This is a genomic window from Flagellimonas sp. L-11 (assembly GCF_056857735.1).
The window spans coordinates 1-23,423 of record NZ_JBSXNR010000028.1 but is presented as its reverse complement, the minus strand read 5'-3'; the positions used below and the strand labels follow the sequence as shown (position 1 = coordinate 23,423).

24 protein-coding genes are annotated in these 23,423 nt (G+C 42.5%); 15 read left to right on the top strand and 9 right to left on the bottom strand.

From position 1 onward, the window contains the following. Positions 1-73: 73 nt before the first annotated feature. The 5 genes from AC13CC_RS02895 (at position 74) to AC13CC_RS02875 (ending at position 3,335) form a co-directional block, all read left to right on the top strand. Entirely contained in the window at positions 74-454 is a 381-nt protein-coding gene (locus AC13CC_RS02895; RefSeq protein ID WP_326278635.1) for a LysM peptidoglycan-binding domain-containing protein, read from the top strand. A gap of 374 nt (positions 455-828) precedes the next feature. Continuing rightward, positions 829-1,113, top strand: a complete 285-nt coding sequence (locus AC13CC_RS02890; RefSeq protein WP_482877872.1) for a sll1863 family stress response protein — start codon at positions 829-831, stop codon at positions 1,111-1,113. A gap of 54 nt (positions 1,114-1,167) precedes the next feature. Further along, positions 1,168-2,475, top strand: coding sequence for a DUF2254 domain-containing protein (locus AC13CC_RS02885; RefSeq protein WP_482877871.1), 1,308 nt, complete (start codon positions 1,168-1,170; stop codon positions 2,473-2,475). A 206-nt stretch (positions 2,476-2,681) separates the two neighbouring features. Next, the gene (locus AC13CC_RS02880) at positions 2,682-2,975 is read left to right on the top strand and encodes a type II toxin-antitoxin system HigB family toxin (protein WP_482877870.1); all 294 of its coding nucleotides are present in this window, start codon (positions 2,682-2,684) and stop codon (positions 2,973-2,975) included. 3 nt (positions 2,976-2,978) lie between these two features. Continuing rightward, positions 2,979-3,335: a helix-turn-helix domain-containing protein gene (locus tag AC13CC_RS02875; protein ID WP_482877869.1), complete on the top strand. Its 357-nt coding sequence runs from the start codon at positions 2,979-2,981 to the stop codon at positions 3,333-3,335. Positions 3,336-3,381: 46 nt separating this feature from the next. Here the strand turns inward: AC13CC_RS02875 and cmk are convergent, their stop codons facing one another. Both cmk and lon read right to left on the bottom strand, forming a co-directional pair. Then, positions 3,382-4,080: a (d)CMP kinase gene (cmk, locus tag AC13CC_RS02870; protein ID WP_482877868.1), complete on the bottom strand. Its 699-nt coding sequence runs from the start codon at positions 4,078-4,080 to the stop codon at positions 3,382-3,384. Between the two features lie 107 nt (positions 4,081-4,187). Then, entirely contained in the window at positions 4,188-6,638 is a 2,451-nt protein-coding gene (gene lon, locus AC13CC_RS02865) for an endopeptidase La (protein WP_482877867.1), read from the bottom strand. Between the two features lie 217 nt (positions 6,639-6,855). Here lon and AC13CC_RS02860 point away from each other — a divergent pair, with 217 nt between their 5' ends. From AC13CC_RS02860 to AC13CC_RS02845, 4 genes are read left to right on the top strand one after another with little or no spacing between them, the layout of a single operon-like run. Continuing rightward, entirely contained in the window at positions 6,856-7,413 is a 558-nt protein-coding gene (locus AC13CC_RS02860) for an RNA polymerase sigma factor (protein ID WP_326278630.1), read from the top strand. Positions 7,414-7,415: 2 nt separating this feature from the next. Further along, positions 7,416-7,973, top strand: a complete 558-nt coding sequence (locus AC13CC_RS02855) for a hypothetical protein (RefSeq protein ID WP_482877866.1) — start codon at positions 7,416-7,418, stop codon at positions 7,971-7,973. Beyond that, a complete protein-coding gene (locus tag AC13CC_RS02850) occupies positions 7,954-9,051 on the top strand; it encodes a DUF4097 family beta strand repeat-containing protein (protein WP_482877906.1) in 1,098 nt (365 codons plus the stop codon). The genes AC13CC_RS02855 and AC13CC_RS02850 overlap by 20 nt, the downstream gene beginning before the upstream one ends. 33 nt (positions 9,052-9,084) lie before the next feature. After that, positions 9,085-9,810 (top strand): head GIN domain-containing protein, encoded by a 726-nt coding sequence (locus AC13CC_RS02845; RefSeq protein WP_482877865.1) that lies wholly within the window; start codon positions 9,085-9,087, stop codon positions 9,808-9,810. A 76-nt stretch (positions 9,811-9,886) separates the two neighbouring features. Here AC13CC_RS02845 and AC13CC_RS02840 read toward each other — a convergent pair whose 3' ends face one another. The 5 genes from AC13CC_RS02840 to glgB all read right to left on the bottom strand — a co-directional run bounded on the left by AC13CC_RS02840 (position 9,887) and on the right by glgB (position 17,482). Continuing rightward, on the bottom strand, positions 9,887-10,807 hold the full coding sequence (locus AC13CC_RS02840) for a polysaccharide deacetylase family protein (protein ID WP_482877864.1): 921 nt from the start codon (positions 10,805-10,807) through the stop codon (positions 9,887-9,889). Positions 10,808-10,811: 4 nt separating this feature from the next. Then, entirely contained in the window at positions 10,812-12,134 is a 1,323-nt protein-coding gene (locus tag AC13CC_RS02835) for an MFS transporter (RefSeq protein ID WP_482877863.1), read from the bottom strand. A 109-nt stretch (positions 12,135-12,243) separates the two neighbouring features. Beyond that, complete coding sequence (locus AC13CC_RS02830) at positions 12,244-13,053, bottom strand: M48 family metallopeptidase (RefSeq protein WP_482877862.1); 810 nt, start codon at positions 13,051-13,053, stop codon at positions 12,244-12,246. Between the two features lie 37 nt (positions 13,054-13,090). Further along, on the bottom strand, positions 13,091-15,490 hold the full coding sequence (locus AC13CC_RS02825; protein ID WP_482877861.1) for a glycoside hydrolase family 31 protein: 2,400 nt from the start codon (positions 15,488-15,490) through the stop codon (positions 13,091-13,093). A gap of 96 nt (positions 15,491-15,586) precedes the next feature. Then, a complete protein-coding gene (gene glgB, locus AC13CC_RS02820) occupies positions 15,587-17,482 on the bottom strand; it encodes a 1,4-alpha-glucan branching protein GlgB (RefSeq protein WP_482877860.1) in 1,896 nt (631 codons plus the stop codon). Positions 17,483-17,643: 161 nt separating this feature from the next. Between glgB and AC13CC_RS02815 the strand changes: the two genes are divergently transcribed. From AC13CC_RS02815 to AC13CC_RS02795, 5 genes are all read left to right on the top strand, one after another. Further along, a complete protein-coding gene (locus AC13CC_RS02815) occupies positions 17,644-18,222 on the top strand; it encodes a collagen-like triple helix repeat-containing protein (RefSeq protein WP_326278623.1) in 579 nt (192 codons plus the stop codon). Positions 18,223-18,332: 110 nt separating this feature from the next. Then, positions 18,333-18,824: a peptide-methionine (R)-S-oxide reductase MsrB gene (gene msrB / locus AC13CC_RS02810; protein ID WP_326278622.1), complete on the top strand. Its 492-nt coding sequence runs from the start codon at positions 18,333-18,335 to the stop codon at positions 18,822-18,824. A 16-nt stretch (positions 18,825-18,840) separates the two neighbouring features. Further along, positions 18,841-19,245: a peptide-methionine (R)-S-oxide reductase MsrB gene (gene msrB, locus AC13CC_RS02805; RefSeq protein ID WP_326278621.1), complete on the top strand. Its 405-nt coding sequence runs from the start codon at positions 18,841-18,843 to the stop codon at positions 19,243-19,245. Positions 19,246-19,409: 164 nt separating this feature from the next. Next, complete coding sequence (lpdA, locus tag AC13CC_RS02800) at positions 19,410-20,801, top strand: dihydrolipoyl dehydrogenase (RefSeq protein ID WP_326278620.1); 1,392 nt, start codon at positions 19,410-19,412, stop codon at positions 20,799-20,801. Between the two features lie 3 nt (positions 20,802-20,804). Next, positions 20,805-21,086 carry a DUF3817 domain-containing protein gene (locus tag AC13CC_RS02795; protein WP_482877859.1) on the top strand — a complete coding sequence of 94 codons (282 nt, stop codon included), beginning with the start codon at positions 20,805-20,807 and terminating at the stop codon, positions 21,084-21,086. On the opposite strand, the gene aroQ is transcribed toward AC13CC_RS02795, so the two are convergent. After that, positions 21,078-21,494 (bottom strand): type II 3-dehydroquinate dehydratase, encoded by a 417-nt coding sequence (gene aroQ / locus AC13CC_RS02790; RefSeq protein ID WP_482877858.1) that lies wholly within the window; start codon positions 21,492-21,494, stop codon positions 21,078-21,080. The genes AC13CC_RS02795 and aroQ overlap by 9 nt on opposite strands. A gap of 90 nt (positions 21,495-21,584) precedes the next feature. Next, positions 21,585-22,097 carry an outer membrane beta-barrel protein gene (locus AC13CC_RS02785; RefSeq protein WP_326278617.1) on the bottom strand — a complete coding sequence of 171 codons (513 nt, stop codon included), beginning with the start codon at positions 22,095-22,097 and terminating at the stop codon, positions 21,585-21,587. A 52-nt stretch (positions 22,098-22,149) separates the two neighbouring features. On the opposite strand from AC13CC_RS02785, the gene AC13CC_RS02780 reads away from it, so the two are divergent. Next, positions 22,150-23,387, top strand: a protein-coding gene (locus AC13CC_RS02780; RefSeq protein ID WP_482878237.1) for an IS3 family transposase whose coding sequence is annotated in 2 segments (ribosomal slippage) — positions 22,150-22,507 and positions 22,507-23,387 — 1,239 coding nt in all. Because the reading frame shifts where the segments join, the coding sequence is not laid out codon by codon here. Positions 23,388-23,423: the final 36 nt, after the last annotated feature.

The window sequence follows — 23,423 nt, the reverse complement described above, 5'->3', positions numbered from 1 at the left end:
ATTATTTAACAGCAAAATTTGAGCATATTAACTATCTTGAGAATTCTAATTGTTAACTGTAAAAAATCGAATTATGAGTGTTAAAGCAAAATATCAACCTGTACTAGATCTAGGTGAGAAATTGGAAGTAAAAAACGGGGATGTGAATGTTGAAGGCGATATCTTAAAAATAAAAGGGATGACCAAGACCCAATACGAAAAAAACCTATTGTGGGACAAGATCAAGGAAATCGGTGGGGAAAAGCCATCGGACATTAAAGCGAACATTACCGTGGAAGATGATTCCGTTTACCACAGACATACGGTGAAGAGCGGGGAATCCTTGAGCAAGATTGCGAAGCATTATTACGGCGACCCGATGAAGTACACCAAAATTTTTGATGCAAACACCAATATTTTAAAAGACCCGAACGTGATCCACCCCGATCAGGTGTTGGTGATTCCGAATTTGTGATATTTGTCAGTTCGAGCCTTTCGGCTGCGCTTAGGATGACAGCTCGATGTGACATTGACAACATAAAAAAGCGCCTTTGGGCGTTTTTTTGATTTTTGGGATTTCCACGCTTAGGTACAACCGTGTACAACTCAGCTAAGGCATCCATCAATCCATACTGGAATTTTAAACGGAAAAATACTAACTTCACTTACCTGGGCCAAATTGGTTTCGGTATCGGTCGATATAAATCATTAAAACGATTCATATCTTTCAACGCTGTACCCCAAGGGAAAGTGAACCCATCACAAATTGAATGACCTTGCATTTTAAAGGGGCGATATCCGAAAAGCTTTACTAGTAGGCATAATTATTCACATTTATTTATTTTTTAAATGAAAAAAGAAGAATTCAAAGCCAAGGCGAACCAAACCATTGACGAAGTTTCGGCTAAAATCAAGGAGTTGAAGGCAAAAAAAGAATCTGCCAGTGGGGATGCAAAATCTAAGTATGACAAAGCAATCAATGATTTAGAGTCAAAACGATCAGACTTGGAAAGCAAGTATGCTGACCTTAAAAAGGTATCCGAAGAAAAATGGGATGAAGCAAAAGATGCGTTTTCATCTGCTTCAGGCTCTTTTAAGGAAGGATTTGACAAGTTGAAAGGCTTGTTCTCTTAATTAATCAACAGGGCTTATAAATGACCTACAAGCCCTGTTCTTTTATTTGATAAAATGAAAAAACTGCTCTTTTTCTGGAAAGAATTGCTTGCCACGTTCTGGTTTGTACCTGTTATAATTATTGGTTTAGCAGTAGTATTGTCAGTAAGCTTGGTTTCATTGGATAATATGATAACCATTCCACAAGAAGGTTGGATTCGCTTTTTCTCGGTGAACAGCTCCGATTCTGCAAGAAGCATTTTATCTACTATTTCAGGTGCCATGATCGGTGTTGCAGGAACAGTTTTTTCAGTAACATTGGTTGCTTTGACACTTGCCTCCTCTCAATTTGGCCCTAGACTGATAAAAAACTTTATGTACGTACGCCTCAACCAAGTAGTTTTGGGTTCATACATTGCCACGTATCTATATTGTCTCTTGGTTTTAAATGCTATAAAGGATGGAAATGGATATACTTTCATTCCATCCATTTCCATTCTTGTTGCCATTTTAATGGCCATAGCAAATATTACTTTGCTTATCGTATTTATACACCAAATTGCAGTAAGTATCCAAGCGGACAAGGTTATTTCTGATATATCAGACCTTATTTTGGAACAAGTAGAAACGCTTTTCCCGGAAAAAATGGGGGATGAACCCAAGAACAATAAAGATTTCGATGAAGATGCTGCTATTTCCAACTATCAAAAACAAACAGGTATCAAATCTCCCAAAAATGGTTATCTGCAATACTTGGACAACGAAGTAATATCAAAGATAATAACTGATAATGATTCCTTGTTTAAATTAAAGCACAGACCGGGTAGCTTTTTAGTGAAAGACCAAGAAATTGGCGTGATTTATTCAAACATGGATTGGCAAGCAGAATCCATAGATGAGCTACTACACCAATTTGTTTTTGGAAAAATAAAGACCTCCCAGCAGGATTTGGAATTTTCAATCCATCAAATGGTAGAGATTGCGGCCAGGGCATTATCTCCAGGGGTAAACGACCCATATACCGCAATTGCCTGTATTGACAACCTAACAGCGACTTTGTGCTACTTGGCACAAGCCAAATTCCCTTCAAAGTATCGTGTTGATGAAGACGGAAATCTTAGGGTTATTGCAGATGTATTGGATTTTGAAGGCGTATTAAATGCAGCATTTAATCAAATCAGACAATTTTCAGCAGGAAGCACCTCGGTAATCATAAGGCTTTTGGAAGCATTGATAACCATCCAAAATTTCACCAAACGAGAAGGTCACAAAAAGGCGATAATCAATCATGTTGAGATGGTGTTGCGATTAGGAAAAGAAACAATAAAAGAAAAAAATGACCTTGACGATTTGGAAAAAAGAGCGAACCTAATTTTGAAGTAATGAAGAACTACTGGCTACAACAAGTTGTATAAGAGCAACTCCAAAATCAGAAACTATTCTAAGCCCTACTTCGCAATAACCCGTTGGGAGTACTTGCGGTTTTTACAAAAAAGAGCAAGAACTCACTTGGAACCTAAATCTGAATAAATCAAAAATAATTACCAATTCGGTAACTTTTTGCTACATTTGCGACAAACAATCATAATGTGAGGGTAATAGCCAAACGCACATTACGGAATTTCTGGGAGAAACACGCCGACAGCGAGGATCAATTAAAGGCGTGGTTCAGGGAAACCGAAAAGTCCGACTGGAAAAACATAAACGAACTAAAAAATGATTATCCAAGCGCAAGTATTCTAAAGGACAACAGAATTGTTTACAACATCAAAGGAAACAACTATCGGTTGATCGTAAAGTTCAACTTTGAATATCAAATATGCTGGATACGTTTTATTGGAACCCACGCGGAATATGACAAGATTGACGCAAACAACATCTGACAAATGAATATAGTACCAATCAGAAACGAAAAAGATTATCAAAATGCCCTCAACAGGCTTGAGGATATTTTTGATGCAAAAAAAGGAACGGAAGAAGGAGACGAACTGGAAATCCTTTCGATTTTAATCGATCGCTACGAGAATGAAAATTTTCCAATCGATATGCCTGACCCAATTGAAGCCATCAAATTCCGAATGGAACAAATGGGAATGAAACAGAAAGACTTGGCAGAAGTTGTGGGGTTTAAAAGTAGGGTCAGCGAAATTTTGAATAAAAAACGAAAGTTGACTTTGGGAATGATTCGAAAACTAAACACCGCGCTTCATATTCCAACTGAAGTCTTGGTTCAGGATTATTAAAAAACGGCAGAACCGTATATCGCCAATCATCTAAAACACCAACACATCAACCCAGCTTTGCAATTACCCGTTGCGAATAGTCATAAATCCGCTCAAACTGTTCTTCCAAACCCATATCGCTGTTATCAAACTCAATGGCATCCTTGGCTTGTGTCAATGGGGAAATGGTCCGGGTGGAGTCAATACGGTCGCGTTCCTCTACATTTTTAAGCACTTCGGGATAGGATACCTTCTCCCCTTTTTCCAGCAATTCCTTGTAGCGGCGAGCCGCTCGGGTCTCGGGAGATGCCGTCATAAACAGTTTTAGTTCCGCGTCTGGAAAAACAACGGTGCCAATATCACGGCCGTCCATCACGATGCCTTTATCCTTGCCCATTGCTTGCTGAATCTTCACCAATTTTTCACGGACTTCCTTAATTGCGGCTACTGGGCTCACAAAACCGGACACCCGCATAGATCTTATTTCCTGCTCCACATTTTCATCGTTCAAAAACATTTCGGAACGTCCTGTTTGCTTATTGGGCACAAATTTGAGGTGTATTTCCGATAGTTTATCAACCAAAGCGGCCTTATCCAACTCCCCTTTATCGTTGATAATGTCCTCTTGCAAAGCAAAAAGGGTCACCGCGCGGTACATGGCACCCGTATCCACATAAATATAATTTAAGGCAGAAGCCAACCTTTTGGCAATGGTACTTTTTCCAGTGGAGGAATATCCATCTATTGCTATTGTTATTTTTTTCATCGAAACAAAAATAGGGATAACACCCCTAAAGTCGCCTTTAGGGGGGAATTCCTTTACAAAAAGTCCTTTGGGCCTTTGAAGTTGGAATATATCAAATGTAGTTGAGACTAGAGTTTTTTTGCATTCTTAACCTTTTGCTTGGTAATCGCAATGTCGATAACCTCGCTCATGTCCGTTACATAATGGAACGTAAGCCCTTTCAGGTATTCGTCCTTGATTTCCTCAATATCTTTTTTGTTATCCGTACACAGAATGATTTCCTTAATGCGCGCCCTTTTAGCGGCCAAAATCTTTTCTTTGATCCCTCCCACGGGCAAAACCTTGCCCCTGAGCGTAATCTCGCCCGTCATTGCCAAGCTCTTCTTCACCTTACGCTGAGTGAAGAGTGATACCAGCGAGGTCAGCATGGTGATACCCGCACTCGGGCCGTCTTTTGGCGTGGCACCTTCGGGCACGTGAATGTGCACATTGTATTTATCGAATACCTCTGGATCGACCCCATAGGTTTCTGCATTGGATTTTATGTATTCCATGGCAATGGTGGCGGACTCCTTCATCACCTTGCCGAGGTTACCGGTAATGTTCATGGCACCCTTTCCTTTGGAAAGAATGGATTCTATAAACAGAATATCGCCACCTACGCTGGTCCACGCCAAGCCTGTAACCACCCCGGCCACATCGTTGTTTTCGTACTTATCGCGTTCCAAACGGGCCGGGCCGAGAATTTCCTCAATATTTTCATTGGTCAAGGTAACATTGTACGCCTCCTCCATAGCAATGGATTTTGCAGCATAACGTACCACTTTGGCTATCTGTTTTTCCAAACTACGCACTCCGGACTCACGGGTGTAGCCTTCCACAATTTTCTCCAATTGCCGTTTCCCTATTTTCAGGTCTTTTTTGGAAAGTCCGTGCTCCTCTAACTGCTTTGGCAACAAATGGCGTTTGGCAATCTCCACCTTTTCCTCGATGGTATAACCCGTAACGTTGATGATTTCCATACGGTCGCGCAAGGCAGGCTGTATGGTGGACAGGTTGTTCGCCGTGGCAATAAACATTACTTTGGACAAATCGTACCCCATTTCCAGGAAATTATCGTGGAACTCGCTATTCTGTTCAGGGTCCAATACCTCCAACATCGCGGAAGACGGGTCCCCTTGGTGACTGCTTGCCAGTTTATCGATCTCGTCCAAAATAAACACGGGGTTGGAAGTTCCAGCTTTCTTCAAACTTTGAATAATACGACCCGGCATGGCACCAATGTAGGTTTTTCGGTGTCCTCGGATTTCGGCTTCATCACGCAGGCCGCCCAAGGACATACGTACATACTCCCTGCCAAGGGCCTCGGCCACGGATTTCCCCAAAGAGGTTTTACCCACCCCTGGAGGTCCGTACAGGCAAAGGATGGGCGATTTCATATCGTTTCGCAGCTTCAAGACCGCCAAATATTCAATAATCCTTCGCTTTACATCTTCCAGGCCGTAGTGATCTCGATCCAAAATCTTTTGGGCACGCTTTAGGTCGAACTTATCCCTGGAATATTCGTTCCATGGCAAATCCAACAAAAGGTCCAAATAATTGCGTTGGATGGAATACTCGGCTACTTGTGGGTTCATACGTTGCATTTTGGAGAGTTCCTTCTCAAAATGTTCCTGTACTTTTTTGCTCCATTTTTTCTTTTTGGCCTTTTCTGCCATCTCATCCACCTCTTCCTCATAAGATAGTCCACCCAATTCCTCTTGAATGGTCTTCATTTGTTGGTGGAGGAAATACTCGCGTTGCTGTTGGTCCATATCACTGCGGACCTTGCTCTGGATATCGTTGCGCAGCTCCAATTTTTGAAGTTCCATGTTCATGTACTTCAAAGTGGCCAATGCCCTTTCCTGAAGATTTGGCATCTCCAAAAGTTGCTGCTTTTCTTTAACCGCAAGATTCAGGTTGGAAGACACAAAATTGATCAAGAACGAATTGCTCTGAATGTTCTTGATGGCAAAAGTGGCTTCGCTCGGAATATTGGGGTTGTCCTTTATGATTTTAAATGCCAGCTCCTTGATGGAATCGATGATGGCCTCAAATTCGCTTCCTTTTTCATCGGGACGCTCCTCCGCGGCCTCGCTCACCTTGGCCGTGATATACGGTTTCTCGGTCAGAACCGCATCTATTTTGAACCGTTTCTTTCCTTGAATGATCACCGTAGTATTTCCATCGGGCATTTGAAGCACCCTTAGGATACGGGCAACAGTACCCACTGTGTTGATGTCCTCAAGGCCGGGGTTTTCAACACCTTCGTCCTTTTGGGATACCACTCCAATGGTCTTGGTGCCATTATTGGCATCCTTGATCAAATTGATGGATTTGTCCCTACCTGCTGTAATTGGAATTACTACTCCGGGGAACAGTACCGTATTTCTGAGGGGCAATACCGGCAAAGTTTCCGGCAGGCTCTCCCTGTTCATCTGTTCCTCGTCCTCAGGGGTCAACAACGGGATCAACTCCGCATCTTCATCCAGCCCTTGTAAATCTATATTGTCAAAATTGGTAATTTTCATCTCTCCCATATCAACTTTTCGGTCATTTTGTCATAATCCACAAACGACCCGTGTTTTTATTCAACATTAAAGCCTGCACAAACCCCTCAAAATCAATATTTATGGTGATTCACAAGCTTATTATCACCCATTAATTGGCAATTCTTGTGCCATTAAAAATCAAATTTTAAGAAAAAAGTGTAACAAATGCTAAATTGTGTAATCTATAAGACAAACAAATCATTTTTTGAGCCACCAAAATGAACATATTGACACACTGCTCGAATTGTGCATGCAAGGGAAGCAAAGTGCACAACTAGAGGTTTACAACCGTTATTACAAAGCGATGTACAACACCGCTTTAAGGATTGTAAAGCATACCGCCGAAGCAGAGGATGTGATGCAGGAATCGTTCCTGAGCGCATTTACCAAGCTGCATACCTTTAAGGGGGACGTCACCTTCGGGGCATGGTTAAAGCGGATTGTGATCAATAACAGTATTTATCATTACAAAAAGCAGCGGAAAAAACGCGCTGCGGATTTGGATGATGTAATGTACAAGGTCGAAGATAATGATGGAGTTGCTTCAGATCAAAATGGTTATACAGAACTGAAGGCTCAAAAAGTGATGGAAACCATGAAAAGTTTGAAAGACAATTACAGAGTTTCTTTGACCTTACATTTGATTGAAGGGTACGATTACGAAGAAATCAGTGAGATAATGAACATTAGCTATGCTAATTGTAGAACCACGATTTCGAGGGCCAAACAAAACCTGAGAAAAATGTTGACCGTAAATGTGTAGTTATGAACAAAGATAATTTAGATAGGTTGTTTGAGAGACTCCACGGAGCGTTTGATGTAGCGGAACCGCAAAGCGGACACCAAGAACGCTTTCTGGAAAAGCTGGACAAAGATCAGGGCACCATTGTTCCAAACGAGAGAATATCTTGGTGGAAACCTTTGTCCATAGCTGCATCCATTGCCCTAGTGGCACTCTTGGGCTACCAAGCCTTTGGCCCACAACCCAGCATCAAGCAACAGGTAACAAAAATTGCCCCGGAAGTTTCCCAAACCGAGTTCTATTTTGCGAATTTGATAGAGGAACAGGTTGAGGAGCTGAAAGAGGAGAAAACACCGGAAACGGCCCAATTGGTGGACGACACCTTGGCACAATTGGAAAAACTGGACAAAGATTATGAAACCCTTGAGCAGGATTTGGTAAACGGCGGCGACAGTAAAATTATCCTGAGTGCCATGATTACCAATTTCCAAACACGAATCGACCTTATAAAAGAAGTTTTGAGCCAAATAGAAAACATTAAGAACTTAAAATCACAAAATGATGAAAGCTTTACCATTTAAATACATTTTTTTCGCCTTGGCTTTGATACCGCTTGTTGCGATTGCCCATGTGGATAACCAAAAGTTGAACGGGAGGTATACCAAGGAAAAAACCATAAAAAAAGAGTACAACGTTAATTCCGATGCCCTCTTTAAAGTGAAAAACAGTTATGGCAACCTCAACATTACCTCTTGGAACGAAAACCGTGTGGTTATCGAGGTACATATAAAAACCAACGGTAACGATGAAGATCGCGTTCAAGAGCGACTGGAGGAGATTGATGTGGACTTTGAAAACAGTTCAAGCATGGTATCCGCCATAACACAATTTGGAGACCAGAGCAATAGCTGGGGATGGAGCTGGGGAAAACGCAAAAAAGTGAGCGTACAGGTAAATTACACTATCAAACTGCCCGTTAAAAACAGTGTAAACCTAAGCAATGACTATGGTAGCATTATCCTTGACCGTATTGACGGCCACGCCAAGATTAGCTGCGACTATGGAAATTTGGAAATCGGTGAGCTTCGTGGGCGCAACAATGAGCTTAAGTTCGACTATACCTCTCGATCTACTTTTGATTATGTGAACAGTGCCGAAATTGTAGCGGACTATTCCGGGTTTACCATCAAAAAAGCTGGGAACCTGAACATAAGGGCCGATTATACCAATGCTGTCGTTGAAGATATGAAAAATCTGGAGTACTCCAGCGATTACGGATCTGTCGAAGTGAACAACGTAGAAAATGTAACTGGCAACGGAGACTATATTGGTGTAAAACTGGGCAATGTACACGGCAATGTTTCCATAAACGGCGATTATGGATCCTTAAAAATAGACCGTTTGGCCCCAGATGCCGGAAACGTGGAAATACGAAGCGATTACACAGGCATTAAAATAGGTTATGACCCTGAATACCATTTCGATTTTGAGATTTCTGCCGAATATGCCGGGGTAAATGGCAAGGAGAATTTTGAAATCAACATCAGTAAAGAAAAATCCACCGAGAAATACTACAGCGGCTACTACGGAAAAGCAAATTCTGGAAACAGGGTAAGCATTACCAGTGACTACGGGGGAATCTCATTTTATCAAAATTAACATCAAATCAAAAACAATTTTAAACACAAGATCATGAAAAAACTTATCACACTTACCCTGGCATTGGGAATGATATCCTGTACCAGTGCCCAATGGGGAAAACGAGTTAAAGGAAATGGCGATTACGTAACTATTGAACGCTCCGTAGGCAACTATGACGGTGTCGCCCTTGCAGGTTGGTTTGATATAGACCTGGTATCGGGGAATGAAGGGGAAATTACCCTCGAAAGGGAATCCAACTTATTGGAGCATATTAAAACAGAGGTCAAAGATGGAAAGTTGGTCATTAAAGCGGAAAAGGGTATGAATCTCAGGCCATCCAGTTGGAACAAGGGCATTCATATTACCGTTCCAGTGGAATCCATTGAATTTGTGAGTCTATCGGGCTCTGGAGATGTTGTAGGCAAAACCATGATAAAGTCCGACCGTTTCAATGCAAGCATGTCGGGTTCGGGCGACGTTAGCCTTATGGTAGAAGCAGAAGAAGTAGAAGCTGCACTATCAGGCTCCGGAGATATAAACCTATCCGGTAGGGCAACGGACTTTACCGTGTCTGTTTCGGGCTCTGGAGATATAAAGGCATACGACTTAGAGGCCGATTTTGTGAAGGCAACGGTTTCCGGTTCCGCTGACATTAAAGTTACCGCCCACCAATCCATTGATGCCACAGTGTCCGGTTCGGGCGACATCCATTACAGGGGCAACCCTAAAAAAATAAAATCAAAAGCTTCCGGTTCGGGGGACATAACCAAAGGATAAGACCGGGTTTATCATCAATCAAAAAATGAAAAAGCCCTGAAAGTTCCAGGGCTTTTTTATGCAACTTGTCTTGCATCTATTTTTGCATTGCCCCACCTATTTCTTTCCAAGTGACCAACTTGATGTTTTCTTCCTCCAAAATCTTGGCACATTCCTCACTGGTAAAAAAATCGTAATCGTTTTGGCGCCATTTAGCTCCCCAGTATGGATGTTCAAAAGACATGCCTTGGCTCTCCAGATTGTCATAAGCGCAATGTATGATCATTACATGAACTCCAGGCTCCATGGCCCTGAGCGTATCAGCATAATATTTTGACATGGCATCCTTATCAAAGTCTTGGGGAGCAGCCCCAAAAATTTGATTGACCACCGCCATGGGTTCAGGGGCGTCCTCCCCTCCCAATTGTTTTATTTGATGATTGACCATGGTCGGAATACCATACTCCCTCCCCAATTTTGTGTACAATTCATAGTAACGGGGATCTGTTGCGAACAAACACCCCATGTGACTGTCCAAATGGGTTGGGTTGACCCCCATAGCAATCGCCTTATCAATCTGTGCCCTTAGTTCAATTTCAACCTCCTCTATCTTTGCATTTTCCCAAAGTTCATTACAATCGCTATAAAAATATCCATTGGCGTCCACTAAACTTGATACTTTGGAGCGGGATGCCACAGGCCCGTATCGTAACAGTTTCCATTCACTGGTCAAGGTCAAGTGTATGCCCAGATCATGATCTGGGTTTGCTTTTGCATATTGGGCCACTTCGGGGAACCAAGGTGTGGGCACCATAATACTGGCACTGTTCACGGAGCCTTCTTCCAGGGCATTGAATGTAGCTTTGTTCACGGTGTGGGTCACCCCAAGATCATCGGCATGAATGATCAAGAGTTTGGTGTCCGCAGGGAATCCAAGTCGTTCCTGAAGACTTTTTTGGGCATGGAGCCCTTTTCCTGTCAACCACATTGAGAGGACAATTAATAAGAAATTTTTCATGTGTCTAGTTATTTTTATTGACGCGAGTCAGCAAAAAGATACCGATTAAAAAGAATATGGCCAAGAATATAGTGCTGTTACGCATACTTCCCGTAAGTTGTGCCACCATTCCGTACATAAGTGTTCCAATGATGATGCCTATTTTTTCCGCAACATCATAAAAACTGAAAAACGATGTGGTATCCGTAGTCTCGGGCAAAAATTTGGAATAGGTGGAACGGGACAGGGCTTGAATCCCTCCCATCACAATACCGACCAATCCAGCGGCAATATAAAAATCCATGGGGGTCTGTAGGAAATAGGCGTACACACAAAGCAATGTCCAAATTACGTTAATGACTATAAGTGTCCGGATATTTCCAAAAATCTTGGAGGCCCTTGCGGTTACCGTTGCCCCTAAAATAGCCACAAGCTGAATCAGCAAAATACTTACAATCAATCCCATGGTACGTTCATTGTCCGAACCCCATACAATTTCCTCTTCCCCAAAATAGGTGGCGATCAACATAATGGTCTGTACTGCCATACTATAGGTGAAAAATGCCCCTAGGTAGCGTTTCAGCTTCCTATTATGTCCAAGTTGGTGCCAGACCTGCTTTAACTCCTTAAAACCATTCAGGATGATGTGATGCCGTTTTCCTTCACGCTTGTACCCTTTGGGTAAATGTGCAAAAGTGTATTGACTAAAGAGTATCCACCAAATTCCAACGGAGATAAAGGAATACTTCATGGCCTTGATCTCTGCAACCTCACCACCACTATCCGTGATGCCAAAAAAGTCAGGCTCCATCACCATAGCCAAATTAAACACCAATAAAATAACACTACCAATATATCCCAGAGAAAAACCTTTGGCACTGATCCCATCCTGCTGTTCTGGATAGGCGATATCCGGTAAATAGGAATTGTTGATGGCAAAACTGACCCAAAACCCTACAAGGCCAAAGAAATAACAGGCGAGGCCAAGATAAATGTACTCCAAAGAGAACCAATATAATCCAATGCACGAGCCCGCTCCCAAATAGCAGAAGAACTTGAGGAATACTTTTTTGTTCCCCAAATAGTCCGCCACGCCCGAGACGAGAGGGGTTACAATGGCTATAAAAACAAAGGCCAGAGAGGTTACATAGCTGATCAATGGCGCCCTAGCGATTTCACCACCAAAAATAGTGACCTGCTCTATGCCTGCGGTCCTGAACAATAACCCATAAAAAAGCGGGAAAATGGCCGAGGATATGACCAAGCTGTACACCGAATTGGCCCAATCGTAAAACGCCCAAGCATTCAATAGTTTTTTGCTTCCTTTGAGTGCCAGTGTCTGTGCCATAATTTTTATTTACAAAAAAATGTCACTTCGAATCTGCTTTAAAAACCCTTTTGGTAACTGTGGGGTTTTCATTTGGCTCGAAGTGACATTCACTAATTATTCTTTACATCTATTTGAACGATGTTACCCCAAATTTACGTGCTTCTTGTTTTGCAGCAGGGGCCCATTGGGTCAAATTGTTGATTCTGGTATCGTTGGACGGGTGCGTACTCAAAAACTCCGGAGGAGCCTGTCCACCCGATTCCGCTTTCATGCGCTGCCAGAGTTTGGCGGCCTCATCTGGATTGTATCCGGCAATTGCCATAATCTGCAATCCTATTTTATCGGCCTCGGTTTCGTGGTTTCTGCTAAAGGGAAGCATTACCCCGATCTGGGAGCCCACACCATAGGCTTGGTTGAACAGCCCTCTGGTCTCATCGTCCTTAATCGCCACATTACCCGCTACAGCACCAATTTGCTGGAGTGTACCTGCACTCATGCGCTGGGCACCATGATCGGCCAAAGCATGTGCCACTTCGTGTCCCATTACAACCGCAATACCAGTCTCGTTTTGGGCTATCGGCAAAATACCGGTGTAAAACACAATCTTACCCCCTGGCATACACCAGGCATTTACCGTTTCGTCCTCCACCAAATTATATTCCCATTGATAGTCCTTTAAATACCCTGGATATCCGTTGGCGTCCAACCAACGTTCAGCAGCTGAAGCAATCCGCTGCCCTACCCTTGTGATCATTTGGGCTTCGGATGTTCCTTTGACCACTTTGTTTTCTTCCAAAAACTGATCATATTGGGAGAAAGCCATGGGAAACATTTGGCTATTGTCATAAAAATTAAGTGTGCTCTTTCCAGTAAATGGATTGGTCTTGCAAGCCATCACCGCCAAAAACACCAAAAAGGTAAGACTAAGCTTTTTCATAGGTAAAATTGTTTTGTATTATGAAAATTACAAAATTTTATTTTCCGAAGATGTGAAGCTCCGTGAAATCCTTACCAACTTCTATCGAGTTATTGCCGTTCAACTTAATATCGTTCAAATCGACTTCTTCATTGTCAAGCTCCACGGTTTCAATGGTAAACGGGAGTCCGTGGAAGGTCATTTTAAATGTGTTGTAAGGTGTAATGAAATTGCCATCCTTAAACTGCTGAATGATCAATTCGTTTTCCTTGCCCGTCAATTTAAACCGTCTTAGGCTATACCTTCCTTTTTTGTAATCGTAACCCTCTTGTTGGTCCTCGTATACTTTGGAATTTTCGGTACCTTCTTTATAATACACATCAATGCCCAACTTCTCGATCTCCTTTTCCCCAACATATTGCTGTACCGGGTATTTAGGAATCATGGCGCCTTCTTTAACGAACAATGGAATGCGGTGGATTTCAGCAGACACCCAACGCTCAACTCCTCCCGCTATCAACTCATCCGTCCAGTAATTGTACCAATTCCCTTTTGGAAAATACATTCTCCTACCTTGTGCATTGGGCTCTTGCACCGGACATACCAACATTTGTTTTCCAAATATGAACTCATCGGTTCGGAAATGGGTCTGGTGGTCTTCCTGATCGTAAAAAACCAAGGATTGAAGCATCGGAAAACCTTCTTTGATGTAAGTATAGAACATGGTGTAGAGGTAAGGCATTAGTTGGTACCTCAGCTCGATAAACGCTCTTACTATGTTCGTGATTTCATCACCGAAGGACCAAGGTTCTTGGTCTCCGTGGTCACCACTTGAGTGTACCCTGCAAAATGGGTGGAAAACGGCCAATTGCATCCAACGGGCAAACAATTCGCCATTGGGCTGTTCGGCAAATCCACCAATATCGGAACCTGCAAAGGAATATCCGCTCATGCACAAACGTTGCATCTGTACGTTGGCAATCCATAGGTGTTCCCATGTGGCCACATTATCGCCTGTCCAAGTGGCACAATAGCGCTGTGTACCGGCATATGCCGCCCTGGTAAGTACAAAGGGCCTACGGGGGAACATATATTTTTTGACACCTTCGTAGGTTGCGCGCACCATCTGCATTCCATATACATTATGCGCCTTTCTATGGCTACAGGGATGCCCGTCATAATCGTGCCTCACATCCAAATTGGCGGTTTTTGTGGGCACTTCCATTACAGCGGGCTCGTTCATGTCGTTCCAAACCCCGCTAACGCCCAGGCCTGCGATCATTTCTTTATACAGGTCCGCCCACCATTCTCGAACTTTGGGATTGGTAAAGTCTGGGAACTTACATTCGCCCGGCCATACTTTGCCTTTAAAATGGGGGCCATCCGCCCTTCTACAAAAGAATCCGTTGTCCATGGCCTGCTGATATACCCAATACTCGCGATCTATTTTGATTCCCGGGTCTATCATGGTGATGACCTTAAAGCCATCATCCTCCATTTCCTCGATCATTTTTTTGGGATTGGGGAAATATTGGTTGTTCCAGGTGAAACACCTGAACCCTTCCATATAATCAATATCCAGATAGATGGCATCGCAGGGTATGTTCAACTTCCTAAACTTCGAGGCTATATCCTTTACCTTTTGCTCCGGGTAATAACTCCATTTGGATTGGTGGAAACCCAAGGCCCAAAGTGGCGGAAGTTCCGGGACGCCGGTTAGATCGGTATAAGATTCCACGACCTCCTGCATTTTGGGACCATAGAAAAAGTAATAGTTCATTTCGCCCCCATCGGCCCAAAAACTGGTGACATTTCGTTTTTCGGCAGCAAAATCAAAATACGTACTGAACGAATTGTCGAAAAATATACCGTAAGCTATGTTTTCCTTTAGCCCAATATAGAAAGGGATGGATTTGTACAGTGGTTCCTGGTCTTTTCCATAGGCGTAGGAATCCGTCACCCAGTTGTTCACCCTTTTTCCTTTTAGGTTGGTGTGCGATGCCTTGTCCCCCATTCCATAATAGCTTTCGCCGGAATGGCATACTTTGCTCATTTTTACCACGTTCCCGCCAAAGTCAAAGTTTTCCTCCCAATGGAAACCGAGTTCGTCCTCGGTCAGGATCACATCGTCCATATCGACAATCTGAACCTTGAGATTGGCCTTGTTGATATATATTTTGATTTTGGAGGTAATTATCACATACTCCGGTATTTCCTCCTCTACGGTAAGTTCGTTGTACCCTAGGTTGACATCTTCGTTTATGGCATAGGAGAAGTCGGGTTCAAAAACATATTCCGTACCATACCTAAAGCGGACCACACTGTCCCTTAGAATGGTAACTTGTAGAATGACACCGTTTTGGGTGGTGAAATATATTTTGTCGTTTTCTTGTTTAAAATCGACTATGTGATTGGGGATTTGATTCCCTCTTTTTTCAATTTCCGTATTGGTTATCATCTGTAATCAGTTGAGGCTAGCAAAAGAACTACAAAAGCCTGAATAATTAAACATATGTTTTGAAAAGCAATTAACTACAACGTTTTAGTCGCCCGTTTATTTATAAACGACCACACCCAAGGGTGGCAGGTTCATCAAAACGGATTGCCCGTACCCATTCCATGCGGTTTTGGAAGGTTTTATTGTTTTCTTTCCAACTCCGCTGCCCGAGTATTTATTATCATCGCTATTAAAGAGCAATTTTAAGGTCGAAGTCTTTGGAATGCCCAACCTATAGTTTTCACGAGGTACAGGGGTAAAGTTGCAAACAACGATCAAATCATCTTTAGGGTCCGCTCCCTTTCTAATGTACGATATGACCGTGTTTTCCCGGTCGTTGTACTCGATCCACCGAAATCCCTCTGGCTTAAACTGCTTTTCGTAAAGCGCCGGTTGGGCCTTGTACATTTTGTTTAGGTCCTTGATGGTTTCTTGTATACCAGAATGGAAATCATATTGTGTCAAGTCCCATTCCAGACCCTCTTGGAAATTCCATTCGGAAGATTGTCCAAACTCGCCCCCCATAAACAAGAGATTGCCTCCTGGATGGGTGAACATATATCCAAAGAGCAATCTCAGATTGGCAAAACGTTGCCATTCGTCCCCGGGCATTCGGTTCAATAAGGATTGTTTCCCATACACCACCTCGTCGTGCGAAAAGGGCAACATAAAATTCTCGGTAAAGGCATAGGTAAGGCTAAAACTGATGGCATTTAAATCATACGATCGGTGAATGGGGTCTTTTTTAAAGAACTCCAAGGTATCGTGCATCCAGCCCATCATCCATTTCATACCAAAGCCCAGCCCGCCGTAATGAACAGGTTTGGTTACACCCGTAAAGGCCGTGGATTCCTCGGCAATGGTCTGCACTCCTTTAAAGCTGGCATATACTTCTTGGTTCATCTCCCGCAAAAAGGACATAGCTTCCAAATTCTCGTTATTGCCATACATATTGGGCTCCCATTCACCATCTTCGCGAGAATAGTCCAAATAAAGCATGGATGCCACGGCATCGACCCGCAATCCATCCACATGGTATTGATCGAGCCAAAAAATGGCATTGCTTATCAAAAAGGCGCGTACTTCGTTTCTTCCGTAGTTAAAAATAAGGCTTTTCCAGTCGGGATGATACCCCCTTCGCCTATCCGGATGTTCATATAGGTGCGATCCATCAAAAAAACCGAGTCCATGGGCATCTTCTGGAAAATGGGAAGGTACCCAATCCAAAATAACACCAATACCGCGTTGGTGCAAGGCATCTACCAGAACCTTAAAATCCTCTGGTTTGCCAAAACGCGAAGTAGGCGCAAAATACCCTGTTATTTGATACCCCCACGAAGGATCATAGGGATATTCCATCACGGGCATCAACTCCACATGGGTAAAGCCCATTTCCTCTACATAATCGGCCAATTGCTCCGCCATCTCCAGATAGCTGAGCGATTCCCAGCCGTTCTTTTTCTTCCAGGAACCCAAATGTACTTCGTAGACGGAATAGGGCCTGTCCAAGCCATTCCTTTTCTCGCGGGTTTCCATCCAGTCCCCATCCTTCCATTGGTAGGCGTCGTCCCAAACCAGCGAAGCTGTTTGTGGTGATTGTTCACAAAAGCGCGCAAAGGGGTCGGCTTTCTCTGTCCAAATGTCGTTGTTGTTGGAGTGTATTTTGTATTTGTACTTGGTGCCCTTGTCCACTCCGGGGATAAATCCCTCCCATATACCACTACTGTCCCAACGCACATTCAATTGGTGTTCGCTAGCGTTCCAGTAATTAAAATCGCCAACCACACTGACGGATTTAGCGGAAGGTGCCCAAACAGCAAAATACGTACCTTTAACACCGTCCACCTCCGTAAGGTGCGACCCCAATTTTTTGTAGAGCCGAAAGTGTTTGCCTCCTTTAAAAAGATTGATATCAAATTCTGTAAAAAAACTATGAGGAACTACCTTGGACATATATCTGGGTTTAGTACTATACAATAATAAGCATCTTTAAGCAAGAATACGATTATAACAAGAGGTTTGGCATTGGAAACAACATTTTTTTTTAAAATGGAACGCTTTTTGATTTTAATGTAGCAACAGATAAAATGAACACAAACTAAAAATCCAAAATCATGAATAAATTTAGTACAATTTTAGGTGTCGTAATCGTTTTTATCCTCGCTGCATGCGAAGGTCCTCAAGGCCCACCCGGTTTTGATGGGCTTGATGGGTTAGATGGACAAGACGGTCTTGACGGTATCCAAGGGCAGGTTGTTGAAGTGGAGGGTGTAAACTTTGGCTACGATGGTGACGCCAACCTTTTTAGCACCTTAATCACTTTTTCAGATGTAACCGATTTCGAAGTATTTGAATCTGATGCCGTTTTGGTATACAGACACGATGGTGTTATCGAACTTAGCGATGGTTCCACTGCCGATGCCTGGACACAACTGCCCCAAAATTATTTCTTGCCGGGAGGCACCATGCAATACGTTTTCGCCCACACTTTTGTGGACTTGGAAATCTTTATTGATGGAAATTTTGACCTATCAGGTATAAGCACCGATTTTACGGATGACCAAATCTTCAGGATCGTATTTGTGCCCAGCGAGTTTGCAGAGGCTTCAAAATTGGACACCTCAAATATTGAAAACGTAATGTCCGCCTTAAATATTGGCGAAGAAGAGGTGACAAAGTTGGACATCAACTAAGTCACAAAAAAGCAGTATCTTAAGTCTCATTGTAAATCAATGGGACTTTTTTTTGGCTTTTTTTGAAAGGATTTCAAACCAATTCCGTCGAATCACATAAAAAACGAATCATGGGAAAAAAATTGCTATTACTTCTTTTAGTCGTATTTGCCGGATGTAAAGGCACATCACAAGAAGAGAAAAAAGAAACTACCAAGGAAACAGCCTTCAAAGTAAACAAAACCGATGCGGAGTGGCGGGCGGAACTGACCGATATGGAGTATTACGTACTTCGAAAAGCTGCGACGGAAAACGCTTTTTCCAGTGAGCTTTTGGATAACAAGCAAAAAGGCACCTATGTTTGTGCAGGTTGCGGCACGCCCCTATTCAAAAGTGAGCATAAGTTTGAATCCGGAACAGGATGGCCTAGTTTCGACCGAGAGATCAAGGGCAATGTAGCATACGATACCGACTATAAAATAGGGGTGCCGCGCACCGAGGAGCATTGCGCGGTCTGTGGCGGCCACTTGGGACATGTTTTTAACGACGGGCCCAGCAACACCACCGGAAAAAGACATTGCATAAACGGGGCCGCTCTTGATTTTATCCCGGACAACAATTAAACGTTTTAAAAACTATATGGACAAAAAATACGGTATAAACAAAACCGAAGAGGAGTGGAAACAACAACTATCCCCTGAAGAATATTATGTTTTACGACAAAAGGGAACCGAACGCCCCTACACGGGCAAGTTCGACCTGCATTTTGAAAATGGCGACTACCACTGCAAAGCATGCAATGCCAAACTATTTGAAAGTGAACACAAGTTTGAAAGTGGTTGCGGATGGCCCTCTTTTGACCAAGCCGTAGCCGGTGCCATTGAATACATTCGTGATACCAGTCATGGCATGGTTCGTACAGAGACTGTCTGCGCCAATTGTGGCAGCCATTTGGGACATGTTTTTAATGATGGGCCCAAAGAAACTACAGGACAACGCTACTGCATCAACTCGGTGAGCATTGATTTTGATCCTGAGGAATAAATTGGGTTCCCAACATAACTTTCGCTCTAAGTGCAAGTTTTTGGCCGTTTCACAAACTAATCCATATTTGCTTTTTTTCAACTTGGGAAATGGGTATGGTTTTCCGTACTTTTGCACCTGCCGAGACGGCATATTTCTAATCTAACAACTAAAATCAAAATCTAATGAGCAAGTTCGATATAATTGTTTTGGGAAGTGGTCCAGGTGGATATGTTACTGCCATCAGGGCGTCACAATTAGGTTTCAAAACAGCCATTATAGAAAAAGAAAGTTTGGGAGGCGTATGCCTTAATTGGGGGTGTATCCCTACCAAGGCCCTTCTAAAATCCGCTCAGGTTTTTGAATATCTAAAACATGCCGAAGACTACGGTTTGAACGCCAAGGATGTTGCACATGATTTTGATGCCGTTGTAAAAAGAAGCCGTGGGGTTGCCGATGGAATGAGCAAGGGAGTTCAATTCTTGATGAAGAAGAACAAGATTGAGGTCATTAATGGGTTTGGAAAGGTAAAACCTGGCAAAAAAGTTGAAGTAAAGGCCGAAAACGGTGACACCACCGAGTATTCAGCCGACAATATTATAATTGCCACCGGAGCGCGCAGTCGTGAATTACCAAGTCTTCCGCAAGATGGTGAAAAGGTAATCGGTTACCGCGAGGCCATGTCCTTGAAAAAGCAACCCAAGAAAATGATCGTGGTGGGCAGTGGTGCCATTGGTATGGAGTTCGCCTATTTCTATCACTCCATGGGTACCGAAGTTACTGTAGTGGAATATATGCCGAACATTGTTCCTGTTGAGGACGAAGATATTTCCAAGCAATTGGAACGTAGCTTCAAAAAATCGGGCGTCAAGATCAAAACCTCTGCCGAGGTCACTAAAGTTGACACCTCTGGCGATGGCGTAAAAGCCACCGTAAAAACCAAAAAAGGGGAAGAGGTTCTTGAGGCTGACATTGTACTATCTGCCGTCGGAATCAAAACCAACATTGAAAACATCGGTTTGGAAGATGTTGGAATTGCCACGGACAGAGATAAAATATTGGTGAACGATTACTACCAGACCAACATTCCCGGTTACTATGCCATTGGTGATGTTACTCCAGGCCAAGCCTTGGCTCACGTTGCCTCCGCAGAGGGAATCCTTTGTGTGGAAAAATTGGCGGGCATGCACGTTGAAGCCTTGGATTACGGAAATATTCCAGGTTGTACGTATTGCATTCCCGAAATAGCCTCTGTTGGAATGACGGAAAAACAGGCCAAAGAAAAAGGATACGACCTTAAAATTGGCAAGTTTCCTTTCTCCGCCAGTGGTAAGGCAAAAGCCGCAGGGACCCCGGATGGTTTTGTAAAGGTTATTTTCGATGCCAAATACGGTGAGTGGCTAGGTTGCCACATGATTGGGGTTGGTGTAACCGATATGATCGCCGAGGCCGTAGTTGCCCGAAAATTGGAGACCACAGGTCATGAAGTATTGAAAGCGGTACACCCGCACCCGACGATGAGCGAAGCGGTAATGGAAGCCGTTGCCGATGCTTATGATGAAGTAATCCACCTATAAACTATGCTGAAAATTTTTAGGGCCACTGCTATTTTAGAAGGTATTTCCTATCTACTCCTTTTCGGAATGACCATGCCGCTGAAGCATTGGGCAGATATTCCTGAACCGAACCAAGTTGTTGGTATGGCACATGGAATATTGTTTATTCTATATGTAGTGGTGGCCATCGTTTTTTGTTGGGAAAGAAAATGGAAACTAAAAAGGTTCATCGTACTCTTTGTTGCATCCTTGCTCCCATTCGGCACGTTCTACGCCGATAAAAAATACCTGAAGAATCTAGCTTAAAAAGCTTTGGATGGCCAAATCGTAGCTTTGGAGCCCAAAACCAAGGATAACACCTTTGGCCCCAGATGATATGTACGAAACGTGACGGAATTCCTCACGCTGGTGCGTATTGGAAATGTGCACCTCGATTACCGGGGTTTCCACCGCCTTAACTGCATCGCCAATGCCTACAGAAGTATGCGTATAGGCAGCGGCATTTAGAACAATACCGTCATAATCAAAACCCACTTCCTGTATTTTACCGATCAGCTCCCCCTCTATATTGGATTGATAGTATTCCAATGCTACATCAGGAAACTTTTCTTGCAATTGTTTAAAGTAATCTTCAAAAGTGGTGTTTCCGTACACTTCGGGTTCTCGTTTTCCCAATAAATTTAGGTTGGGCCCGTTGATGATCATTAGTTTCATAACTGTAAAAATATGGTATTTTTTCAAGCACAAAAAAAGCGAAAGGGAAACCCTCTCGCTTTTTTATATTTTCTAGGTAACAGATGATGATTAGTTGAACCTGTATCCAGCACCAACTGTAAGGGTATTGATATCTACAGCATCACCAAAATCACCTCCCCTGCTTATTTGAAGGCCATATCTGGCTTCAACAAACCAATTATCATCGATTTGATAACCACCTCCAAAAGCTAGATCAATTCCAAGTTCACCGTCTGGCACGTCTTCCAACAAATAATTGATTTGTGGACCTGCTTGGATGTTAAACTTGTCGGCAACTTTATATTTGAACATTACGGGAACATATAAAGATGTCAAGTCATTTACAAAACTCAAAAGCAAAGAAGGTTCAATGTCGAATTCTTCAGAGAGGTAGAAGTTATAACCGCCTCCGAGATAAAAGCCCAATTCACTGTCACTTACATCCCCGAAAAACTCATCGCCCGAGTCAAAACTCATGGATACATTGTTGAATCCTGCTTTGGCTGCAAAACCTTCCTGTCCAAAGGTGTTTACCATAGCAAATCCAACAAAAAGAACTGTCAATACAAATACTTTTTTCATAATTAAAGGTTTGTCCCGTCCTGAAATAAGTTGACACAAAATCAACTTATTTATGAAGTATTCAGAAAACCTGAGGAATAAGCGCACCCAGCGTGATTACAATTTAGGCTTTAAATTAGCAGTAATATCTCAAGTAGAAAAAGGCGATATGACCTATAAGCAAGCTCAAAAAGCTTATGGTATACAAGGAAGGAGTACTGTTTTGGTTTGGTTGCGAAAACATGGTACTTTAGACTGGAGCAAACCAAGACCAAGGGTTCTTAACATTAAAATGAAAGAAACTCCAGCCCAAAAAATTAAAAGATTAGAGAGAGAGTTGTCCGATGAGAAGCTTAAAAACAAAGTACTCAACACGATGATTGATATCTCAGATCAGCAACATGGTACTTCCATCAGAAAAAAGTATTTGCCCAAGCAATCCAACGAATCCGACAACAACAAAGGCTGAGCCTGTCCCGTTGCTGTAGGTTGTTTGGGATAAGTAGACAGGCTATTTATCAAGCTGAAAAGCGTGCGCATAAAAGAGCTGACGAATTAGCGCTGGTTAAACCACTAGTTTTAAAAATACGTCAAGAAATGCCAAGACTTGGCACACGTAAATTATATTATCTCCTTAAAATTGAATTTGACAAATTGGGAATCAAAATTGGTAGAGATGCACTTTTTGAATACCTAAAATCTGAATCAATGCTAATAAAACCAAAGAAGAATTATACTAAGACCACCAATTCTAAACATTGGTTGAGGAAACACCCCAACCTGATGAAGGATGTAACACCAGTAAGACCAGAGGAATACTTTGTAAGCGATATTACTTATATTAAAAGCAGAGAAAGAACCCATTACCTCTCATTGGTGACAGACGCTTTTAGCAGAAAAACAATGGGTTATCACCTAAGTGATGACATGAGTGCTGAAAATGTAGTGATGGCAATGAGGATGGCTGCTAAGAACAGAATAACCTCTAAAGAACTAATACATCATTCTGATAGAGGCTTACAATATTGTTCTACAATATATCAACTTGAATTAGAAAAATCGAATACAATACCATCAATGACCGATGGGTACGATTGTTATCAGAATGCGTTGGCAGAGCGAATAAATGGCATTTTAAAAGGAGAGTTCTTTATCAATAAATGTAATACAGGCAAAGAATTGAAACGACTAATCGTAGAGTCAATAAAAACCTATAATAACAAAAGACCACATTTGAGTCTTAAATACAAAACACCTAATTTTATACATAACAAAAAATCCAGCGAAGCTAGCTTCGCTGGATTGATTTAATTATTAAAAACTGTCAACCTATTTTAGGACGACTCA